This is a genomic window from Micromonospora sp. NPDC049101, from assembly GCF_040648675.1.
GTDB lineage: Bacteria > Actinomycetota > Actinomycetes > Mycobacteriales > Micromonosporaceae > Micromonospora.
The window spans coordinates 220,166-240,222 of the sequence record NZ_JBEZED010000001.1; the positions used below are offsets into that span (position 1 = coordinate 220,166).

Here is a 20,057-nt window from a genome sequence, read left to right on the forward strand (position 1 = left end):
CAATTCTCCCCTGCGGTGCGCTCAAGTGGCGAATGGACGGTCGGTGCGGTCCGGTGGATCTGAGGTGGGCGATGCCGCGGTCGACGGGTGGACGCCACCGGGGCACCGCAGCGGATACGGGCAGGGAAAGCGTCGACCGGGATCATTGCGATCGTGTTTCCCGGCCCTTAATTGAGTGTTTCCCGCCGGCCGCGCGACACGGTCAGCAAAAAACGGCCGACGCCGTCAGGGAAAGACGGTGTCGGCCGCTGGAAATCTCGGAAAAATTGCCACCACAATGGTCGGCGAATGCTTTCGCCGATCGGGGACGCACATTGGTGGTGGCTGCCCGCAGGGGCAGATCCTTCACGCAGGAAGTATCTTAGGGCCGCAGCGGGTACGGCTGTCAAGGCTCACGTCGGCCCGGTCGGCGGTCAGAGCTGGGCGAGCACGGTGAAGTCGAGCCCGTCGGCCTCGGCGAGGTAGATGCGCTGACGTACGTGCCGCCGACGCAGCCGCAACCGCCCGCGGGGCCCGTGGTACGCCACGGTGTCGGCGGCCGTCTCGATGGCCCGCACGTCGAGGGTGCGGGCCTGGCCGATCAGCGCGGCGAGCAACATCACGCCCTCGTAGCAGGACTCCCCCAGGCTGCCCAGCGGCGGCGCCTCGATGCCGAAACGACTGGCGAACTCGCCGTGGAAGTCGAGGTTCTCCTGGGTCACCAGCCCGGCGAAGAAACCCGCGGTGCTGTACAGCCGCCGGGTCGCGCCGGCACCGCTGGCCAGCAGCATGTTCTCGTCCATCAGGGTGCTCAGCCGCAGACACCGCTGGTCCAGCCCGGATCGGGCGAACGCCCGGTTGAACCGCACCGCGTCCGCACCGACCAGCAGCATCACCACCGCGTCGGCGTCGCTGTGCTCGATGCGGCGCAGCACCTCGTCGAAGTCGTGCGCGTCCAACGGCAGAAAGTGCTGGCCCACCACCTGCCCGCCGCACCGCAGCGCGTACCGCTGGGCCGCCCGCGCCGTACGACGCGGCCACACGTAGTCGTTGCCGACCACGAACCAGCGACGCACCCGCTGCTCGCCGGCGAGCAGCCGCATCGCCGGCCACAGTTGGGCATCCGGCGTCTCGCTGGTCAGGAAGACCCCCTCGGTACGCTCACCGCCCTCGTAGAGTGCGGTGTAGACGTACGGCACCCGATGCGCGACGCGGGGCGCCAGCGCCTGGCGCACCGACGAGATGTGCCACCCCGTCACCCCCTGCACGGCCCCCACCGACACCAGTGCCTCGACCTCGGCGGCCACCTCGGCCGGCGGCGCACCGCCGTCGACCGGCACCAGCCGCACCTCCCGGCCCAGCACCCCGCCACACCTGTTGATCTCCTCGACCGCGAGTTGCGCACACAGCTCGCAGGTCGGGCCGAACATGCCGGCCGGCCCGCGCATCGGGTAGACCAGGGCGATGCTGACCACGGCACGGTCGACGGTCAGCCACGGCGGTGCCGGCGCGGACATGTGCACATGATTGCCCGGCCCACGACGGAAGGCCAGAGCTCACCACGGACCGGGACGACTGGGTAGCATGACAGAGCCACCGGACCAGGGAGTTCCATGTCAGATGTGCCCGGGGCGCCAGCTGACCTGCTGCGCTCGCTCACCCGCGCCGAACGGCTGCTCTCCCGCCGGCTGGGCGCCGTCCTGGCCGACGACGCGCTGACCATCGAGGCGTGGCGGGTGCTCTGCCTGCTCGCCGACGGCCAGGGCCACCCGATGAGCGAGGTGTCCGCCGAGGCCTCACTGCCTCCCGGCACTCTCACCAAGCTTGTCGACCAGTTGGTCGACCGTAACCTCGTCTTCCGCCGGATCGATCCGATCGACCGCCGACGAATCCGGGCGTACCTGACCGCTCGTGGCCGCCGCGAGCACGCCCGCCTGGACGAGCGGGTCCGCGCCAGCCTCGCCGAGCTGGGCATCCCGGAGCCGGGGGTGCCACCGACCGCCAACCTCGTACACCAGCTCGACGACCTGATCGGCCGCCTCGACCCGGCCCGGCAGCGGGAGCACGCCGACGCGGCCGGCCCACACCGCTGACCCGCCCCCGCTCCCCGGCCTCCGCGCACCCCGGCCTTCCGGCTCCGGGCGTTCGGCTCCGGGCGTTCGGCACGGCCTTGAGCGCGGCCCGCCCCCCACACCGCAGAGAGCGTGATGCCGGTGAGTCACCATGATGACTCACCGGCATCACGCTCTCCAGCGTTCCCGCCGGCCCGGCACCGTCGTTCTGGGCACCAACCTGGCCTCGGGAGCGGCCTTACTGGTGGCAGCACACGGCCCGACCGCGCCTCCCTAGACGGTCAGGTGGGCGCGCAGGGTGTGCGCGTCCGGGGCGGTGGCGGTCCACAGTGTCGCCGGACCGCCGGCCAGCGGCAGCCGGGCGACACTGCCCTCGGCGGTCGGAGGCGCGGTGGGCCGCGACGGGTCGACCACCAGCAGTGAGCCGGTGGCCGGTGCGCCGTCGAGCACGGCGGGTCCGGCCCAGCCGGGTGCCTGCGGTCCCACGGCCAGGGACTGCCGCAGCAACGGCCGGCCCGCGTAGTCGACCTGGGTGTGCACGACCGCCCCGCCGGGCGTCTCGCCGTACCGGCCGCAGATCAGCTCGTCGCGCCAGCGCAGGCTCGCCCCGGCGGCCAGGTCGATCCGGGACTCGGCGAGGTGCGCGCAGCCGGCCGCGGCGACCAACTGTTCGGGAAGCCAGTGCAACGTCGCCCCGGTACGCACCACCGCCCGCACCGCCATCCGGGACACCGCACCCGGCCGGCCCGGCAGGGCGATCGACGCGGCGACGGTGTGCACCCGGACCGCCGCCCCCGGTCCCACCTCGATGTCCAGCCGCAGATCGTCCCCGGCGATCGGGCCGGCCGCCCCGCCGACGAGGTGCACGGTGGCGAAGCCAGCGTCGGTCGGGGTCTGGCGCAGCAGCAGCGGCGTTTCGCCGTGCAACTCCACGAGCACCGTCCCGCCCCGACCGTCGGCCCGGGCAACCAGCCGGGCGAGCGCTCGCATCAGACGGGACCGACCGGTACGGCGAGGGGGTGCGCGGTCGCGTGGTGGGCCAACTCGTGCCGGATCCAGTCGGCGACCCGGCTCGCCGTCGGGTCTCCCACGATGGACAGGAAGATGGTCGGGAGGTCGCCACGTCGGGCTCGCGCGTCGCGATCCATCACGCCCAGGTCGGCCCCCACCATCGGCGCCAGGTCGGTCTTGTTGATCACGAGGAGGTCGGCGGCGGTGACGCCGGGCCCGCCCTTGCGCGGCACCTTGTCCCCTCCGGCCACGTCGACCACGAAGATCTGCCGGTCGACGAGCCCCCGACTGAACGTCGCGGTCAGGTTGTCCCCACCGCTCTCCACCAGGACCAGATCCAACGGGCCGACCGCGTCGGCCAACTCGTCCACCGCGTCCAGGTTGGCGCCGATGTCGTCGCGGATGGCCGTGTGCGGGCAGCAGCCCGTCTCCACCGCGCGGATCCGGGCCGGATCCAGCACTCCGGCCCGCCGCAGGAAGTCGGCGTCCTCGGTCGTGTAGATGTCGTTGGTCACCACGCCGAGCCGCAGCTCGTCGGCGAAGGCACGACAGAGCGCGGCCACCAGGGCCGTCTTGCCGGACCCGACCGGGCCGCCGATGCCGACCCGCAGGGCACGACCCGCCCGGGCCAGCGGCGGGTGCGGGTCGACACCCGGTTCGGGGTGGGTGTGCGGGACGCTCTCGTCGTGGAACGGGTCGGCCGGCGGCGTGGTCGGCTCGACGGCGGGCACAGCGCTCGGCACAACAGTCTCAGGACGCAAAGAGACGCACCTCCCAGGTGGCATGGATTTCGGCATGGATGTCGGCGAGTGGAGCGGCAGCGGCCGGCAGCCGCTCCGGTGGATCGTCGGCGGCCCGGGCCGCCTCGGCGGCCGTGCCGTCGCAGGCGTCGGCAAGACCGACAAGCAGGGCCTGGACCTGGTACGGGTCGAGGCCGAGCAGCCGTACGCCGGCGCTGGCCGCCCCGGTCAGCGTCCCGTACGCGGCGACCGTGGCGGTTTCGAGACGGGACAGCCCGGCCGCCGCGCAGAGCAGCCCGAGCACCAACGGTTGGTGTGCGCCGCCCGGCGTCGCGGGCAGGTCGCCGAACGAGGCATCCGGCCAGATGGCCCGTCCGGCACGCAGCAGCGCCCGGCCCTGCCGGCGGGAGACCGCCCGCAGGGTCGGCGACGCGGTACGCGCGTCCAGCTCCCCGTCGAGCTGGGCAAGCATGCCCGACCGCGCGGCCACGTCGGCGATTTCGGGCTGCGCTGCCCGGTGTGCGGCTGCCGCGAAGGCCGCGCCGACCAGACCGGCGGTGGCCAGCCGCCCGGCCAGGAACGCCGCCAACGAGGTCAGGTCGGTGACCCGGCCCGCGGCGACGGCCGCCTCCAGACCGCCGGAGTGCGCGTGCGCCCCGGCCGGGAAGCGTCCGTCGGCCAACAGCAACAGCAGGCTCGGTGTCGCCATCAGAACAGGAAGTACCGCTGGGCCATCGGCAGTCGGGTCACCGGGTCCGGCTCCACCACCTGCCCGTCGATCCGTACCGTGAACGTGTCCGGATCCACCTCGATGCGCGGCATCGCGTTGTTCTCCGGCAGGTCGGCCTTGCCCCGCGACCGCACGTCGCGCACCGGCACCACCCGCCGTCGCACGTCGAGGCGGAGCCCCGCGTCCAGGGCCGCCGGCGCCACGAAGGCCAGGCTGGTGGCGGCGGCCGCCGCGCCGTACGCCCCGAACATCGGCCGCGGCAACATCGGCTGCGGCGTGGGGATCGACGCGTTCGCGTCACCCATCTGGGCGTACGCGATCATGCCGCCCTTGAGGACCAGGTGCGGTCGTACGCCGAAGAACGCCGGGTCCCAGAGCACCAGGTCGGCGAGCTTGCCCGGCTCGACCGAGCCGACCTCGTCCTCCAACCCGTTGGCCATGGCGGCACAGATGGTGTATTTCGCGACGTACCGTCGGGCCCGGTGGTTGTCGGCGGCGCCGTCGCCCGGCAGTGCGCCGACCCGGTCCTTCATCACGTGCGCGCTCTGCCAGGTTCGCATGATCACCTCGCCGACCCGGCCCATCGCCTGCGCGTCGGAGCCGATGATGGAGATCGCGCCGAGGTCGTGCAGCAGGTCCTCGGCGGCCATCGTGGACGGCCGGATCCGGCTCTCCGCGAAGGCCAGATCCTCCGGCACGGACGGGTTGAGGTGGTGGCAGACCATCAACATGTCCAGGTGCTCGGCGAGGGTGTTGGCGGTGTACGGCCGGGTCGGGTTCGTCGACGACGGCAACACGTTCGGTTCGCTGGCGACGGTGATGATGTCCGGTGCGTGCCCGCCGCCGGCGCCCTCGGTGTGGTAGGAGTGGATGGCCCGGCCGCCGATCGCGCGCAGGGTGTCGGCGACGAAACCGGCCTCGTTGAGCGTGTCCGTGTGGATCGACACCTGGACCCCGGACGCGTCGGCCACCCGCAGGCAGGCGTCGATCGCCGCCGGTGTGGTGCCCCAGTCCTCGTGCAGCTTGAAACCGCCCGCGCCGGCCCGCAACTGCTCCCAGAGCGCCTCGGTGGACACGGTGTTGCCCTTGCCGAGCAGCAGCACGTTGACCGGCAGCGTGTCCAGGGCCTCGTGCATCCGGGCCAGGTGCCAGGCGTTCGGGGTGACGGTGGTGGCCCGGGTCCCCTCGGCCGGCCCGGTGCCGCCGCCGACCATCGTGGTGATGCCACTGGCCAACGCCTCGGTGACGATCTGCGGGCAGATGAAGTGCACGTGGGTGTCCACCGCGCCGGCGGTGAGGATCCGCCCGTTGCCGGCGATCACCTCGGTGGCCGGGCCGATGACCAGGTCGGGGTGGACGCCGGGCATGGTGTCCGGGTTGCCGGCTCGGCCGAGTGCCACGATCCGTCCGTCGCGCAGGCCCACGTCGGCCTTGATGACGCCCCAGTGGTCGAGCACCACGGCACCGGTGATGACGGTGTCCAGCGCCCCCTCGGCGCGGGTCGCACGGGACTGGCCCATCGACTCGCGGATCACCTTCCCGCCGCCGAAGACCGCCTCGTCACCGCCCACGCAGTGGTCGGTCTCCACCTCGATCAACAGGTTGGTGTCGGCCAGTCGGATCCGGTCACCGGTGGTGGGCCCGTACAGGCCGATGTAGCGGTCCCGCCGCACGGCACTCACCGCGGTGACCCGTCGGCCGGCGGCGGGTCCAGCGGCCCGGCGCACTCTGCGCGCAGGCCCGGCACGACGCGCGCTCCCCCGAACGGGACGAGGTCGACGCTGCGGCTGATGCCCGGCTCGAACCGGACCGAGGTGCCCGCCGGCACGGCGAGCCGTTGCCCCCAGGCGGCGTGCCGGTCGAACGTCAGCGCCGGGTTGGACTCGGCGAAGTGGTAGTGCGAGCCCACCTGCACCGGCCGGTCGGCGGTGTTGACCACGAGCAGGGTGGTCACCGGACGACCCACGTTGATCTCGACCGGGCCGGCGGCCGGCAGGATCTCCCCCGGGATCACGGGATCGGGTGGTGCACCGTCACCAGCTTGGTGCCATCCGGGAACGTCGCCTCCACCTGCACCTCCCTCAGCAGCTCGGGGATGCCGTCCTGGACGTCGTCGCGGCTGAGCACGGTCCGGCCCGTCGACATGAGGTCGACCACCGACTGGCCGTCGCGGGCCCCTTCCAGCAGGAACGCGGTGATCAGCGCGACCGCTTCGGGATAGTTGAGGCGCAGGCCGCGCTCGCGGCGGCGGCGGGCGACGTCGGCCGCGACGTGGACGAGCAGACGATCCTGCTCGTGCGGGCTGAGGAACACGGGCTTCTCCCGGTGGGATCGGCGTGCCCGGCTCGTCGTCGGCTCCGCACGGAGCCGCGCCAGGCAGCACTGCCCGGGGTACGAGCTGGAGTCACAGGACCGCCGGAACCACCGCCGACGGGGTGACCCGGGACTCCACCATCCCGGCCCGCGCAACGGGCAACCGGCGGTGTCCGGTCGGATGCGGACCGCACCGCCCACCGCTGAGCAGACCGTAGAGGATCGCCACCGGCCGAGGCAACACTCGACCGCGTGTCCGGGGCCCCGCTGGTGTGCGCGTCGGTGAGAGCATGAGCACAACCCGAGCACTGTGGAGGACAGCGCCCATGCAGGAGTCAGCGTCCACGGCGACCGATGACCGCGAACGGCGGATCCGGGCGCTCGCCGTGGTGGGTGTGGCGGCGAACGTGCTCGGCGTCGTCACCGCCGTGCAGAGCGCACTGCGGCGGGACGCGCTGCTGATCGCCCTCGCTGTCACCGCCGTCCTGCTGCTCGGCGGGTTCTGGTTCTGGTACCAGCGGACCCGGCTGGCGATCACCCTGCTCACACTCGGCTGTGTGCTGCTCGGCGCGGTCGTGGCGACCCAACTCGGTCGCCAGTCGACGCCATCGCCCGTCGCGCACGCCACCGCGACACCGTCGACGCAGTCGGCACCGGGCGGTGCTCCCCCGCCGAGCGGCACCGGGGGTCCGCCGTCGGCGGGGGCCACCCCGATCGCCAGCGGCACCCCGGCGGACCCGGACGCGCCCCGGACGCTCGTGGACGGCAGCGTCGTGCTGCCGCGCGGCTCGGCCGTCGACGTGGACCAACCGGATCAGCGGGTCGTCGCGCACCACACCACCGGGGCCACCGACGGGCTCGACCTGTACCACGACTGGGGAGATCTGCGGTCGGACAACGTCCAGGTGGCCAACCCGCCGAACGTGTACCAGTACTCCGGCGGCGACCCACGTCGTGGATACGCGACGTGCGCCGCCGGCGGGCCGGGCTCCCCCCGGGCGTTGTTCACGCCCGGCGCGGATTTCTGCTTCCGCACCTCGGAGGGGCGCGTCGGGTTCGCGACCATCACCTCGCCCGGCAGCGACCCGACGTTCGTCGTGCGCGTCCTGGTCTGGGACGCCACCGGCGCCTGAGGTCGGGGGTCGGGACAGCCGTTCCGGTGCGGTGGTACGCAGGGGATGATCACCGGATGACGGCGACGAGGGGTACCCGCGCACTGTTCGGTGTTCTGTTCCTGGCGGTGGCCACGGTCGGGGCGTGGATCCTCTGGCTGGGCTGGGACACCCGGTACACGGTCGACGCGCGGACCGGCGCGAGCAGCGGTCCGTACGAGCCGTGGCAGGTGATCGGCTGCGTGTTGACGCTCGTGCTGCTGGCCGCGCTCGCCGGGACGCGGCTCAGCCCGTGGCTGGTGGCGCCGGTGATGACAGTGACGTTCACGGCGGTCTGGTCGTGGCGGGCCGCGGGGACCGACGACAGCGGGTTGTGGGCGGTCGGGGGGATTCTGGTGCTGGTCGGGATGGCGGTCGGCAGCGCCCTGGTGAGCCTCGTCGGGCGGCGGGTCGGCCAGCGGTCCGCCGGCCGATCCGCCTAGGGCATGCCGGCCGTGGCGCCGGTTGCCGCGGGTCGGCTGGTCAGCGGGCTCCGGCGGGCTGCGGCGCTGGCACACCGGCGAACGGGACGTCGACGTGGTCCGTCGGCTGGCCGTCGGGGTGTCGCCACAGGCCGCGGTCGCGCAGGATCGGTAGCACGCCCTCCCCGAACCAGTACGCCTCCTCCAGGTGCGGGTAGCCGGAGAGGATGAACTCGTCGATGCCGAGCGCGTGGTACTCGGCGATCCGGTCGGCGACCTCGGTGTGGCTGCCCACCAGCGCGGTGCCGGCGCCGCCGCGGACCAGCCCGACGCCGGCCCACAGGTTGGGTGCGACCTCCAGGCCGTCGCGGGACCCGCCGTGCAGGTCGAGCATCCGGCGCTGCCCCTCGGACTCGCTGCGGCGCAGCCCGTCCTGCACCGCCCGGATGTCGGCCTCGGCGATGCCGTCGAGCAGCCGGTGCGCCTGCGCCCAGGCCTGCTCGGCGGTGTCCCGGGCGATGACGTGCAACCGGATGCCGAAGCGCAGCTCGCGCCCGGCGTCGGCGGCCAGTGCCCGGACCCGGCTGACCTTCTCGGCGACCTGGGCCGGGGGCTCGCCCCAGGTGAGGTAGACGTCGCTGTGCCGCACCGCCACCGGCAGCGCGGCGGCCGAGGAGCCACCGAAGTAGACGGCTGGGACCGGGTCGGGCAGCCGGTGCAGCCGCGCCTGCTCGACGCGTACGTGGGTGCCGGCGTGGTCCACCGTCTCGCCGCGCCAGAGCGCGCGCACGACGTGCAGGAACTCGTCGGCCCGCGCGTACCGGGCGTCCTTGTCCAGGAAGTCACCGTAGGAGCGCTGCTCCTGCGACTCGCCGCCGGTGACCACGTTGAGCAGCAGCCGGCCCCGGGACAGCCGCTGGAAGGTGGAGGCCATCTGGGCGGCGAGGGTGGGTGAGGTCAGGCCGGGTCGGAAGGCGACCAGGAACTTGAGGCGCTCGGTCACCTCGGTCAGCATCGCCGTGCTCAGCCAGGCGTCCTCACACCAGGCGCCGGTCGGGGTGAGCGCGCCGACGAAGCCGAGCTGCTCGGCGGTGCGGGCGATCTGCCCCAGGTACGCCACGCTGGCCGGACGGGCTCCCCCGGCGGCGCCGGTCGGCACGCCGTGTCCGCCGCCGACGATGTCCCGGCTGTCGCCGTTGGTGGGCAGGAACCAGTGGAAGGTGAGGGTCATCGCGGCTCTTTCCTCCAGCGGGGACGGTCGGCGCACGCGGCGAGGCGGGCACCTCCTGAGGGGTGGGACGATCGCGCCGACAGCCTACCCATAAAACCTATCGGGTTAGTAGGCTACTCACCACCTGTCGATGCGCCACCACCCCCGCTTGCCCGACCCGAGGAGCCGCCATGCCCACCCCGTCAACGAGCCGCCCTCCGCGTCGCCGCCTCCTGACGGCCGCGCTCACCACCATGGTGCTGCTCGCCACGGTCGCGGTGAGCGCGTGCGGCGGGACCGCCGATGCGGGCGGCACCAAGGGCAAGCTCCGGATCGGGTACCAGCGCTTCGGTGGCCTCAGCCTGGTCAAGGCGCGCGGCGCGGCACCGGATGTGGAGTGGTCGCTGTTCGAGAGTGGCCCGGCGCTCACCGAGGCGCTCAAGGCCGGGTCCATCGACATCGGACAGGTGGGCGAGGCCCCGCCCGTCTTCGCCGCGGCCGGGAAGATCCCGTTCTCCGTCATCGGCACCTCCGCGCCGATCCCGCAGGGTGAGGCCGTGCTGGTCAAGGCCGATCGGGGCTACCGCAGCTTCGCCGACCTGAAGGGCAAGACGGTCGCCCTCAACAAGGGCTCCAACGTGCACTGGCTGCTGGTCCAGCTCCTCAAGGCGAACAACATGACCCTGAAGGACATCCAGGTCAAGTACCTCAAGCCCGCCGAGGGGCGGCCCGCGTTCGACGGCGGGCAGATCGACGCCTGGGTGATCTGGGACCCGTACTTCGCCCTGGCCGAGCAACCGGGGGTGCAGGTGCTCGCGGACGCGACGGGTCTGGCCAGCAACCGCGAGTACGTCCTGGCCGCCCCCGGCGCGGTCGACAAGCGGTCGGACGACATCCGGGCGTTCCTCCAGCGCTACCGTGAGGTGACCGACTGGGGGATCGCCCACCCCGAGGAACGGGCCAGCACCCTCGCGCCGGAGCTGAAGATCCCGCAGGACGTCACCAGCCGTGCCCTGGCCCGCAGCGCCAAGCCGCTCGCCCCGGTCACCCCGGCCATCGGCGACGAACTCCAGGCGATCACCGACAGCTTCATCGCCCTGGAGCTCATTCCCGGCCCGGTCGACCTGCGGTCCCGGGTCGACGACCGGTTCAGCGCGGTCTTCCAGTGAGCCGCACGACGCTCGCCGAGGCCCCCAGCGAGGTGGTGACCGCGGCGCCCGCCGCGCCGCGGCGCCCGGGGGTGGCCCGGCGCTACCGGCGGCTGATCAGCCCGGTGGCGCTGGTCCTGGGCTGGGAGCTGGCCGCCCGGACCGGGCTGCTGGCACCGGAGAAGCTGCCCGCGCCCAGTGACGTCCTGGCCACCGGCTGGCGGCTGGCCCGGGACGGGACGCTCTTCGTGCACCTCCTGGACTCCCTCACCCGCGCCGGGGCGGGTCTGCTGATCGGCGGCGTCCTGGCGCTGGTCCTGGGCACGGTGGCGGGTCTGCTGCGCCTCGGCGACGACCTGGTCGACCCACCGGTGCAGATGGCCCGGATGCTGCCGCACCTGGGCCTGGTCCCGCTGCTGATCATCTGGGTCGGCATCGGTGAGTCACTCAAGATCAGCCTGGTGGCGCTGGGCGCGTTCTTCCCCATCTACTTCAACACCTACGCCGGCATCCGGGACATCGACGAGCGGCTGGTGGAGGCCGCTCGTACCTGCGGGCTGGGGCAGGCCGCCCGGCTGCGGCACGTGGTGCTGCCCGGCGCGCTACCGTCCCTGTTCCTCGGCCTGCGCCTGGCGATCGGCGCGGCCTGGCTCAGCCTGGTCGTCGGCGAGCAGGTCAACGCCCAGACCGGGATCGGCTTTCTGATGATGGAGGCACGGGAGTTCAGCCAGACCGACGTGGTGGTGCTCGGCCTGCTCGTCTACGCGCTGCTCGGGCTGATATCCGACCTTGCGTTGCGGGTCCTGGAGAGGAGGATGTTGACATGGCGTCGCGGACTGCGGGCCACCTGAGCGGCACGACGCTGGTGTTGACCGCGCACGCGGTGCACCGGGCGTTCGGGCCGACCGTCGTGTTGGCCGGGGTCGACCTGACCATCGCCCGTGGCGAGGTGGTGGCCCTGCTCGGCGGCAGTGGCTCCGGCAAGAGCACCCTCCTGCGGATTCTCGCCGGGCTCGACGGCGAGGCCAGCGGCGAGATCGTCGTGCACGGCACCGCCGCGGTGGTCTTCCAGGAGCACCGGCTGCTGCCCTGGAAACGGGTCGCACCCAACGTCGGGCTCGGGCTGTCCGGAGCGGACACCGCCGGCCGGATCCAGCGGGCGCTGGCCGAGGTGGGGCTCGCCGAACGGGACCGCGCCTGGCCGGCCGAGCTCTCCGGTGGGCAGGCGCAACGGGTCGCCGTCGCACGGGCCCTGGTCCGCGAACCAGACCTGCTGCTGCTCGACGAGCCGTTCGGCGCCCTGGACGCGCTGACCCGACTGCGGATGCAGGTCCTGCTGCGCCGGCTGCGCGCCGAGCACGGCTTCGCGGCCCTGCTCGTCACCCACGACGTGGAGGAGGCACTGCTGCTCGCCGACCGGATCCTGCTCCTGGACGAGGGCCGCATCGCCGCGGACCTTCCCGTCGACCTGGCCCCCACCCGTACGCCGGACGACCCGGCCTTCGGCGCGCTGCGCCGGCACCTGCTCGACCGACTCGGCGTTCCCACCACCTGACGAGCGGAGCTGTGATGACCCGCTGGACCCCCGACCCCACGTTCTATCCCTCACCCCGCGAGGCGGTGACCGCACCGGCGGAGAAGCTGGCCTACGTGGCGGCCTTCGACCGGACGGCCAGCCGCCCGGACGCCATCGTGGTGCTGGACACCGACCCCGACTCCCCCGACTACGGCCGGGTCGTGGGCTGGACCGACCTGCCGCACCTCGGCGACGAGCTGCACCACTTCGGCTGGAACGCGTGCAGCAGCGCGCTCTGCCCGACCGCACCGCACCCGCACGTCGAGCGGCGCTACCTGATCGTGCCCGGCCTGCGGTCGTCGCGCATCCACGTGCTCGACACCCAGCCCGACCCGCGCCAGCCGCAGGTGGTCAAGGTGATCGGGCCGGAGGAGCTGGCCAAGCGGGCCGGCTACTCCCGGCCGCACACGGTGCACTGTGGCCCGGACGGCATCTACCTGTCCGCCCTCGGCGGCGCGGACGGCGCGGAAGGGCCGGGCGGCATCGCGATCCTGGACCACACCACGTTCGAGGTCCGCGGGGCGTGGGAGGCCGACCGGGGTCCGCAGTTCCTCGCGTACGACGTGTGGTGGCACCTGACCCAGGACGTGCTGGTCACCAGCGAGTGGGGCACCCCGTCGATGATCGAGGACGGCATCATCGGTGAGTTGCTGCTGGGCCGCCGCTACGGCCACGCCATCCACTTCTGGGACCTCGCGAAACGTCGCCACGTGCAGCGGGTCGACCTGGGCGATCAATACCAGATGCCGCTGGAGCTGCGCCCGGCGCACGACCCGACGAAGTCGTACGGGTTCGTCGGGGTGGTGATCAGTGTGGAGGACCTGTCCGCCTCGGTCTGGCTGTGGCACCGCGACGGGGACGCCTGGGCGGTCACCAAGGTGATCGACATCCCGGCCGAGCCGGCCGACCCGGCGGACCTGCCCGACCTGCTCAAGCCGTTCGGCGCGGTGCCGCCACTGGTGACCGACATCGACCTGTCAGTGGACGACCGGTTCCTCTACGTCTCCTGCTGGGGCACCGGTGAGCTGCGCCAGTACGACGTGAGCGACCCGCTGCACCCGGTGCACACCGGCTCGGTGCACCTCGGCGGCATCGTCCGCCGCACCGCCCACCCGTCCGCACCGGACGAGGCCCTCGCGGGCGGCCCGCAGATGGTCGAGGTCAGCCGGGACGGCCGACGGGTCTACGTCAGCAACTCCCTCTACGGCGCCTGGGACGACCAGTTCTACCCCGACGGGGTGGGTGCCTGGCTGGCGAAGCTCGACGTCGACACCGACGCCGGTGGGCTCACCCCGGACGAGCGGTTCTTCCCGCACGGCGAGGAGTTCCGCGGGCTGCGGGTGCACCAGACCCGGTTGCAGGGCGGGGACGCGTCCTCCGACTCGTACTGCTTTCCGTGACCGTCGCCACCCTGGCGACGCTCGCCGCGCTCGGCGCGTTCCATGGTCTGAACCCGGCGATGGGGTGGCTGTTCGCGGTGGCCCGGGGTTTGCAGGAGCGCAGCCGCGCGGCGCTGCTGCGGTCGCTGCCGCCGATCGCGGCGGGGCATCTCGCCTCGGTGGCCATCGTCGCGGCGCTGGTGACCGCGACCCGGTCGGTGACGGCGAGTACCGCCCTCGCGGTGGTCGGCGGCGTGCTGCTCGTCGCCTTCGGGCTGTGGCGGCTGCTGTCCGAGCGGCACTTCCGCTGGGCGGGGATGCGACTGTCCTCGGCGCAGCTCGCCGGCTGGTCGTTTCTCATGTCGTCGGCGCACGGCGCGGGGCTGATGCTGTTGCCGGTGCTGGTGGCCGAGCCGGTGCCCGGGGGCCACGCCGGGCACCTGGCCGCCGCACCGGTGGGTGCGCTGACCGGGCTCGCCGCGGCCGGGGTGCACACCGCGGCGATGCTCGGCGTTGCCGTGGCCGTGGCGATGCTCGTCTACCAGGTGCTCGGGGTCGGCGTGCTGCGCCGGGCGTGGTTCAACGTCGATCGGCTGTGGGCCGGCGTGCTTGTCGCGGCGGGGCTGGTGACGCTGATCCGCGCGTGAACGTCGGTCCTTCGGCCGGCCGGCTCAGCCGAAGGACGGACAGGCTACGCGGGACTCGCATTCCATCGATCGATGTGGGAGGGCGGGCCACCGCCATACGGTCGTTCTCGGTCCTGACCGTTCGAGCGATCCGCGAGGTGTTTCCCATGACAGATGACGTTGACCGGAGGCGGTTTCTGCGACGTGCCGCCGGTGCGGGCGCCGGGGTTGGCGCGTTGGCACTCGGTGCCGCGATGGGCACGGGAGGGGTGGCCGAGGCGGCCCCGCCCGGCCACGGGGTGTCCGGCAGCCCGGTGCTGGGCACCTGGCGCGGTGTGGTCACCCTGCCGCACGAGGATGAGGTCGCCCTGTTCACCTTCCTGCCCGGAGGCTTCTTCCTGTCGTTCGCGCAGGGCATCCACATCGCCACCGGCCGGTGGGAGGCCACCGGCCGACGGACTGTCACGTTCCTGTTGTGGCAGGTGCTGCCGCACGACCTGAAGGGGCAGCCGCTGCGCTACAACGGCGAGGTTCGGGCGCTGCACCACGCCCAGGTGAACGGCGACAGGCTGACCAGCGAGGGCACCTACCGGGCGCTCGACATCGACGGCAACGAGGTCGGTCGGGGCCCGGTGAGCGCCACGGCTACGCGGTTCGACATCAGCGCCTTCTGACCCGGCCACCCGCGCCCATAGTGGAGGGAGTCGATCTGTGATCTCATGTCGCGATGAACACTCCGACTCCCCTCATGCGCCTGGTGGCCGGTGTGTGGGGGTTCAAGACCCTCGCGGTCGGCGTCGAGCTCGGCCTGTTCACCCGGCTGGCCGGCGGGCGGACGATGACCGTGGAGGACGTCTCCGCCGAGTTCGGGTTACCCGACCGGCCCGCGGACCTGTTGCTGGCCGCCAGTGCCTCACTGGGCCTGTTGGAGAAGGCCGGCGCCGGCTACCGCAACACCGAGTTGGCCGAGCAGTTCCTGGTCGAGGGCCGCCCCTACTACTTCGGCGCGCAGGTGCGCTACTCGGACCTGCGCACCTACCTGCCCTGGCATCGCATCGGCGAGGCCCTGCGCACCGATCGACCGTTGACCTGGGACCCGGAGTCCCAGCAGTCGATGTTCGACACCGCCGACCCGGCGATGCTGGCGCAGTTCTGGGACGCGATGTTCTCCACGTCCAGCTTCACCGCCAGCGCGTTGGCCGACGCGTACGACTTCTCCGCCCATCAACGGCTGCTCGACGTGGGCGGTGGGGCGGGCGCGTTCCCGATCGAGGTCTGCCGCCGCCTGCCCGACCTGCGGGCGACGGTGCTGGACCTGCCGCACGTGTGCGTCCGGGCGCGGGAGCGGATCGCCGAGGCCGGTCTGACCGGGCGGATCGACGCGGTGGCCGGTGACTTCCTCGTCGATCCGGCGCTGCCGAGCGGGCACGACGTCATCCTGCTCAGCATGATCCTGCACGACTGGGACGAGCCCACCAACCGGGCGCTGCTGGCCCGCTGCCACGCGGCGCTGCCGCCCGGTGGGGCGATCGTCGTCTGCGAGCTGCTGCTCAACGACGAACGCACCGGGCCACCGGAGGCGGCGCTGATGGGGATGAACATGCTCGTCGAGACCGAGGGCGGGCGCAACTACTCGGGCGCGGAATACCGGACCTGGCTTGCCGACGCCGGCTTCGTCGACGTGCGTACCGTGCCGTTCGACGCCCCGGGCGCCAACGGCGCGGTGGTGGCCCTCCGGCCCTGACCGCCGGCGACACCCGGCCCCGGTGCGAACCGTGGGCCGGGTGTCGCGGCACCGCACGGTGCCGGCGTCCGATCGGCTACCGGTACGGGTCAGGCGCGAGCCTTCGCCGGCTGCTTCATGAACTCCAGGATCGCCTTGTTGACGTCCTCGGCGTGCGTCCACGGGATGCCGTGCGGCGCGCCCTTGAGCGTGATGAGCTTGCCGGTCGGCATCATCGGCCCGAGTCGCTGGCCGGTCACCGGGTAGGGCAGCACCCGGTCCTGGTCACCCTGCACGATCAACACCGGAATGTCGATCTTCGGCAGGTCCGGGCGGAAGTCCTCCTGCCAGGCGTCCACACTGTCGTGGGTGGCCTTACCGGAGGCCATGGCGCCGATCTGCCAGTGCGCCCGGTACGCCTCCTCGCTGACCCGCTTGCCCATGTTCTGATCCGGGTTGAAGAACGCGTCGCAGAACGACGTCAGGTACGCGAAGCGATCCTTGATGATAGCGTCCTGGAAGCCCTTGAAGAGGCTCCGCTCGACACCCTCCGGATTGTCGCTGGCCTTGGCCAACATGGGTTGCAGCGGGCTGAGCACCACGGCCCGACTCACTCGCTGGGAGCCGTAGTTACCCAGGTAGCGGATCACCTCGCCGGTGCCCATCGAGTGCCCCACCAGGGTCACGTCGCTGAGGTCCAGCTCGGTCATCAGCACGTCCAGGTCCGCCGCGAACGTGTTGTAGTCGTACCCGAAGGCTGGTTGCGCCGAGTTGCCGTAACCGCGGCGATCGTAGGTGATCGTCCGGTATCCGGCCTCGAGCAACGCCCTGGTTTCCTTCTCCCAGGTCGCCCCGTTGAACGGGAAGCCGTGGATCAGCACCACCGGCTTACCGGATCCGTGATCCTCGTAGTACAGGTCGATGGGTGCGGAGTTTTCCGTCCCCACGGTGATGAAAGGCATGTTTGTCTCCTGCTCCGGTCTCGGGCTGTCGGACCCCCCGCGCTTTCCCGTCGGGTCGCCGGATATGCGGGCCACCGAAGGCACCCCGGCAGGCGCTCACCCGACCACCGCACCATCGACATTTATCAACCTCATCGGTACGCTCGCCGGTAGGAAAGTTTCGGCGTACGGGAGGTGGGCATGCCCCGACGAATGCGCACGAGGGTCGCCGCGTTGGCCATCGGAGCGGCCACGGTCGCAGTGGGCGCCACGCCGGCCCACGCCGACCCGGTGGTGCCACGGCACGCCATCGTGGTCTGTCAGAGCGCCAGTTTCTACGCCAACTACGACTCGGCCGGCGGGCCGACCGGCCTCAAGCGCACCCTGGTCTACGGCAACAAGATCGGCCACACGCCGGGGGCGCACCCGGTCTACAACGGGTGGGCGGCGTCGTTCGACTTCGGCCCCAACGACTGGGGCTACCTGCGCGCCGAGTGCATCGGCGGGTACGACTCATGGTGACCCGACGTCGGACGGTCGCCGGCCTGCTGGCCGGGATCGTCGCCGCCACCGTGACCCTGCCGTCCCCCGCGCAGGCCGCCAACGGCACGATCGGCCAACGGGAGACAGTGTGCGCGAGCGACCTGTTCGTCCGCACCCAACCCAACGGCGCCTGGATGGGCACTCTCTACCAGGGGCAGACCTTCCTGGTCGAGGGTCCCCGCAGCGGCGGCTACGTCTACGGCTTCGCGTACGGGTATATCAACCGACGCGGCTGGGTGCAGGACGGCTGGTTCTGCTGACCGCCTCCGCTGGCGCGAGACGGCAGGACAGGGGTGTCCGGATCGGCTCGCGACGGCCTAGCCTCGGAGGGTGAGTCTTTCGCCTCGGCTGCGGGCCGTCAGTGACCTGCACATCGCGTACCCGGAGAACCGCTCGTTCGTCCAGGAGCTACACCCGGACCACGACGGCGACTGGCTGCTCGTCGCCGGTGACGTCGCCGAGCGGTACGCCGACGTCGAGTGGGCACTGGCGCTGCTGAGCACCCGCTTCGCGAAGGTCGTCTGGGCACCGGGCAACCACGAGTTGTGGACGCCGCCCGACGACCCGGTGCAACTCCGTGGGGAGGCGCGCTACCAGGAACTGGTCCGCATGTGTCGACAGTTGGGGGTCGTCACCCCGGAAGACCCCTACCCGGTCTGGGACGGCGTGGGCGGCCCCGCCACGATCGCCCCGCTCTTCGTGCTCTACGACTACACGTTCCGGGTGCCCGCCGCGCGCACCAAACAGGAGTCGCTGGATCTGGCGTACAAGGCCGGGGTGGTCTGCTCCGACGAGGCGATGCTGCACCCCGACCCCTACCCGAGCCGGGAGGCGTGGTGCGACGCCCGGGTCACCGAAACCGAGCGCCGGCTGTCCGAGCGCGACCCGGCCCTGCCGACCGTGCTGGTCAACCACTACCCACTGGTGCGCGAACCCACCGACGTGCTGTGGTATCCGGAGTTCGCCCAGTGGTGCGGCACCGTCCGCACCCGCGACTGGCACCTGCGCTTCGGCGCGGCGACGATGGTCTACGGGCACCTGCACATCCCCCGCACGACGTTCCACGATGGGGTGCGGTTCGAAGAGGTCTCCCTGGGCTACCCGCGCGAGTGGCGGCGACGCGGCTCGGTCCCCGACCCGGTGCGCACCATCGACCCGGCCGAGGACCTGCGCCGACGCGCGTCCGTCACCGGGTAAGACCGACACCGTCGCGCCACGCCGGCGCGCGGTCGGCGCGCGGGCCCAAGATCGACTCGGTTTTCAGGAACTCGCGGTGTCCGAGCGGCTCGGACACCGCGAGTTCACCAAACCCGAGTCGATCATCAGCGCTCTCCCAACAGTCGGGACGCTGACCCGGCCACTCACGGCCCATGAGGCCGACCAACGTCGCCAGTCGCGTCCCGCCGGCCGGCGCCGGCTTCGCGCGGGCGACATCGGCGATGAGGGTACGCGCCAACGGCCGGCACCGAACCTCGGCAGGCGCGACACTGTCCGCGTCGACCACGGCGCGTGCCGCGCCACGCAGGTCACCCAGTTGCAGGTACGCCCGCGCGGCGCCTGGCCCAGACCGCGCTCGTCTGCTTCGTAGGCAGCGCGGGAGTGAGGGGCAACCAGAGCAGCGACTCGCGCAGACATACGACAGTAGGCGAGCGACCGGACGCGATTCGCCTACTGTCGATGCAGTCTGAGCGGAGAACCAAACTTCTGCCGCCCCTCGTCGCCAATGGCACGTCGCAGTGATCCGGCACCGGGTGCGGATCCGGTGGAAGGTCAGCTAATTCGGAGACGTCCACGTGCTCACGCCGCCGTCGTCGAATGTCGCCATCAGCCATCGTCTTGACAGAACCGATGCCACCCGAACGTTTATTGATTGAACGTCATAAATGATTATCCAATGGGCGACACTCAGTGCCACTCACCCAGGTGGCGGCACGACGAATGTGATCTCGGGGTTAGCTGGTACTGCTGGTTCGCATGATCGCGTGGGTCTGTCCGAAGTCGTATCCGGCCGGGAGCAGGCCCGCATAGCCGGGGGGAATCTCCCCGTGGGAGCCGTTGCAGGTGGTGGTGCGGAACACGTACCACCTCGTGTTGGTCAGGTTAATGACGAAGTCGTCGTCGAAGCTCTGCAGCTTGATGCACGTATTGCGGGGCGTGTTCCCGGGGTACGGCGGCTCGGAGGGACTGAGCCAATAGTCATACAGGCAGAACTGGGGGCTGTCAGAGCAGTCCGCGAGAGCCGCCTGAGCCGGAGCTGCCGCCACGAAGGCGCCAGCTCCGATCGACAGCAAGAAAGTGGACAGCCCTGCCATGAGCCTTCGCTTGACGATCATTCGTCCTCCTCGTCGATCTGACGACCGCCCCCCGCTGCCGATGAGACGAAGGCCGGCTTACATTGTGACAATGTAACCGGCCCGCTGGCATTTTTCTACCCCGATTCCTGTCGGCCGTCTCGGCAATCCCCTTCTGTCGGCTTGGCGTCCGGACGAGGGT

At 71.8% G+C, this 20,057-nt stretch carries 23 protein-coding genes; 13 read left to right on the top strand and 10 right to left on the bottom strand.

Annotated features, from left to right (window positions below; all coding sequences use genetic code 11):
* Positions 1-413 precede the first annotated feature (413 nt).
* Positions 414-1,496, bottom strand: coding sequence for a substrate-binding domain-containing protein (locus AB0B57_RS01055; RefSeq protein ID WP_357063671.1), 1,083 nt, complete (start codon positions 1,494-1,496; stop codon positions 414-416).
* Positions 1,497-1,592: 96 nt separating this feature from the next.
* Here AB0B57_RS01055 and AB0B57_RS01060 point away from each other — a divergent pair, with 96 nt between their 5' ends.
* Positions 1,593-2,072, top strand: a complete 480-nt coding sequence (locus tag AB0B57_RS01060; RefSeq protein ID WP_357063674.1) for a MarR family winged helix-turn-helix transcriptional regulator — start codon at positions 1,593-1,595, stop codon at positions 2,070-2,072.
* Positions 2,073-2,324: 252 nt separating this feature from the next.
* Here the strand turns inward: AB0B57_RS01060 and AB0B57_RS01065 are convergent, their stop codons facing one another.
* From AB0B57_RS01065 to AB0B57_RS01090, 6 genes are read right to left on the bottom strand one after another with little or no spacing between them, the layout of a single operon-like run.
* Positions 2,325-3,041, bottom strand: a complete 717-nt coding sequence (locus AB0B57_RS01065; RefSeq protein WP_357063676.1) for an urease accessory protein UreD — start codon at positions 3,039-3,041, stop codon at positions 2,325-2,327.
* On the bottom strand, positions 3,041-3,793 hold the full coding sequence (ureG, locus tag AB0B57_RS01070) for an urease accessory protein UreG (RefSeq protein WP_357064493.1): 753 nt from the start codon (positions 3,791-3,793) through the stop codon (positions 3,041-3,043). Before ureG ends, AB0B57_RS01065 begins: the two co-directional genes overlap by 1 nt.
* Positions 3,794-3,812: 19 nt before the next feature.
* The gene (locus AB0B57_RS01075; protein ID WP_357063679.1) at positions 3,813-4,511 is read right to left on the bottom strand and encodes an urease accessory UreF family protein; all 699 of its coding nucleotides are present in this window, start codon (positions 4,509-4,511) and stop codon (positions 3,813-3,815) included.
* Positions 4,511-6,214, bottom strand: coding sequence for an urease subunit alpha (locus tag AB0B57_RS01080; RefSeq protein WP_357063681.1), 1,704 nt, complete (start codon positions 6,212-6,214; stop codon positions 4,511-4,513). Before AB0B57_RS01080 ends, AB0B57_RS01075 begins: the two co-directional genes overlap by 1 nt.
* Positions 6,211-6,546, bottom strand: a complete 336-nt coding sequence (locus AB0B57_RS01085) for an urease subunit beta (RefSeq protein WP_357063684.1) — start codon at positions 6,544-6,546, stop codon at positions 6,211-6,213. Before AB0B57_RS01085 ends, AB0B57_RS01080 begins: the two co-directional genes overlap by 4 nt.
* Positions 6,543-6,845: an urease subunit gamma gene (locus AB0B57_RS01090; RefSeq protein ID WP_355029767.1), complete on the bottom strand. Its 303-nt coding sequence runs from the start codon at positions 6,843-6,845 to the stop codon at positions 6,543-6,545. The genes AB0B57_RS01085 and AB0B57_RS01090 overlap by 4 nt, the downstream gene beginning before the upstream one ends.
* Before the next feature lie 326 nt (positions 6,846-7,171).
* Between AB0B57_RS01090 and AB0B57_RS01095 the strand changes: the two genes are divergently transcribed.
* Entirely contained in the window at positions 7,172-7,978 is an 807-nt protein-coding gene (locus AB0B57_RS01095) for a hypothetical protein (RefSeq protein ID WP_357063687.1), read from the top strand.
* A 56-nt stretch (positions 7,979-8,034) separates the two neighbouring features.
* Positions 8,035-8,439: a hypothetical protein gene (locus tag AB0B57_RS01100; protein ID WP_357063689.1), complete on the top strand. Its 405-nt coding sequence runs from the start codon at positions 8,035-8,037 to the stop codon at positions 8,437-8,439.
* A gap of 40 nt (positions 8,440-8,479) precedes the next feature.
* On the opposite strand, the gene AB0B57_RS01105 is transcribed toward AB0B57_RS01100, so the two are convergent.
* Complete coding sequence (locus AB0B57_RS01105) at positions 8,480-9,649, bottom strand: LLM class flavin-dependent oxidoreductase (protein ID WP_357063692.1); 1,170 nt, start codon at positions 9,647-9,649, stop codon at positions 8,480-8,482.
* 170 nt (positions 9,650-9,819) lie between these two features.
* Here AB0B57_RS01105 and AB0B57_RS01110 point away from each other — a divergent pair, with 170 nt between their 5' ends.
* The 7 genes from AB0B57_RS01110 (at position 9,820) to AB0B57_RS01140 (ending at position 16,101) form a co-directional block, all read left to right on the top strand.
* On the top strand, positions 9,820-10,797 hold the full coding sequence (locus tag AB0B57_RS01110; RefSeq protein ID WP_357063695.1) for an aliphatic sulfonate ABC transporter substrate-binding protein: 978 nt from the start codon (positions 9,820-9,822) through the stop codon (positions 10,795-10,797).
* A complete protein-coding gene (locus AB0B57_RS01115; RefSeq protein WP_357063697.1) occupies positions 10,794-11,627 on the top strand; it encodes an ABC transporter permease in 834 nt (277 codons plus the stop codon). Before AB0B57_RS01110 ends, AB0B57_RS01115 begins: the two co-directional genes overlap by 4 nt.
* A complete protein-coding gene (locus AB0B57_RS01120) occupies positions 11,600-12,331 on the top strand; it encodes an ABC transporter ATP-binding protein (RefSeq protein WP_357063699.1) in 732 nt (243 codons plus the stop codon). Before AB0B57_RS01115 ends, AB0B57_RS01120 begins: the two co-directional genes overlap by 28 nt.
* A 14-nt stretch (positions 12,332-12,345) precedes the next feature.
* Positions 12,346-13,752: a selenium-binding family protein gene (locus AB0B57_RS01125; protein WP_357063702.1), complete on the top strand. Its 1,407-nt coding sequence runs from the start codon at positions 12,346-12,348 to the stop codon at positions 13,750-13,752.
* The gene (locus AB0B57_RS01130; RefSeq protein WP_357063706.1) at positions 13,749-14,378 is read left to right on the top strand and encodes a hypothetical protein; all 630 of its coding nucleotides are present in this window, start codon (positions 13,749-13,751) and stop codon (positions 14,376-14,378) included. The genes AB0B57_RS01125 and AB0B57_RS01130 overlap by 4 nt, the downstream gene beginning before the upstream one ends.
* Before the next feature lie 146 nt (positions 14,379-14,524).
* Entirely contained in the window at positions 14,525-15,031 is a 507-nt protein-coding gene (locus tag AB0B57_RS01135; RefSeq protein ID WP_357063708.1) for a hypothetical protein, read from the top strand.
* 53 nt (positions 15,032-15,084) lie between these two features.
* Positions 15,085-16,101, top strand: coding sequence for a methyltransferase (locus AB0B57_RS01140; protein ID WP_357063711.1), 1,017 nt, complete (start codon positions 15,085-15,087; stop codon positions 16,099-16,101).
* An 89-nt stretch (positions 16,102-16,190) separates the two neighbouring features.
* On the opposite strand, the gene AB0B57_RS01145 is transcribed toward AB0B57_RS01140, so the two are convergent.
* On the bottom strand, positions 16,191-17,042 hold the full coding sequence (locus AB0B57_RS01145; protein ID WP_357063713.1) for an alpha/beta hydrolase: 852 nt from the start codon (positions 17,040-17,042) through the stop codon (positions 16,191-16,193).
* 180 nt (positions 17,043-17,222) lie between these two features.
* On the opposite strand from AB0B57_RS01145, the gene AB0B57_RS01150 reads away from it, so the two are divergent.
* From AB0B57_RS01150 to AB0B57_RS01160, 3 genes are all read left to right on the top strand, one after another.
* A complete protein-coding gene (locus AB0B57_RS01150) occupies positions 17,223-17,543 on the top strand; it encodes a hypothetical protein (protein WP_357063716.1) in 321 nt (106 codons plus the stop codon).
* Positions 17,537-17,824, top strand: coding sequence for a hypothetical protein (locus tag AB0B57_RS01155; protein ID WP_357063719.1), 288 nt, complete (start codon positions 17,537-17,539; stop codon positions 17,822-17,824). Before AB0B57_RS01150 ends, AB0B57_RS01155 begins: the two co-directional genes overlap by 7 nt.
* A 70-nt stretch (positions 17,825-17,894) precedes the next feature.
* Entirely contained in the window at positions 17,895-18,761 is an 867-nt protein-coding gene (locus AB0B57_RS01160) for a metallophosphoesterase (RefSeq protein WP_357063722.1), read from the top strand.
* 755 nt (positions 18,762-19,516) lie between these two features.
* Here AB0B57_RS01160 and AB0B57_RS01165 read toward each other — a convergent pair.
* Positions 19,517-19,897, bottom strand: coding sequence for a hypothetical protein (locus AB0B57_RS01165; RefSeq protein WP_357063725.1), 381 nt, complete (start codon positions 19,895-19,897; stop codon positions 19,517-19,519).
* Between the last annotated feature and the right edge of the window lie 160 nt (positions 19,898-20,057).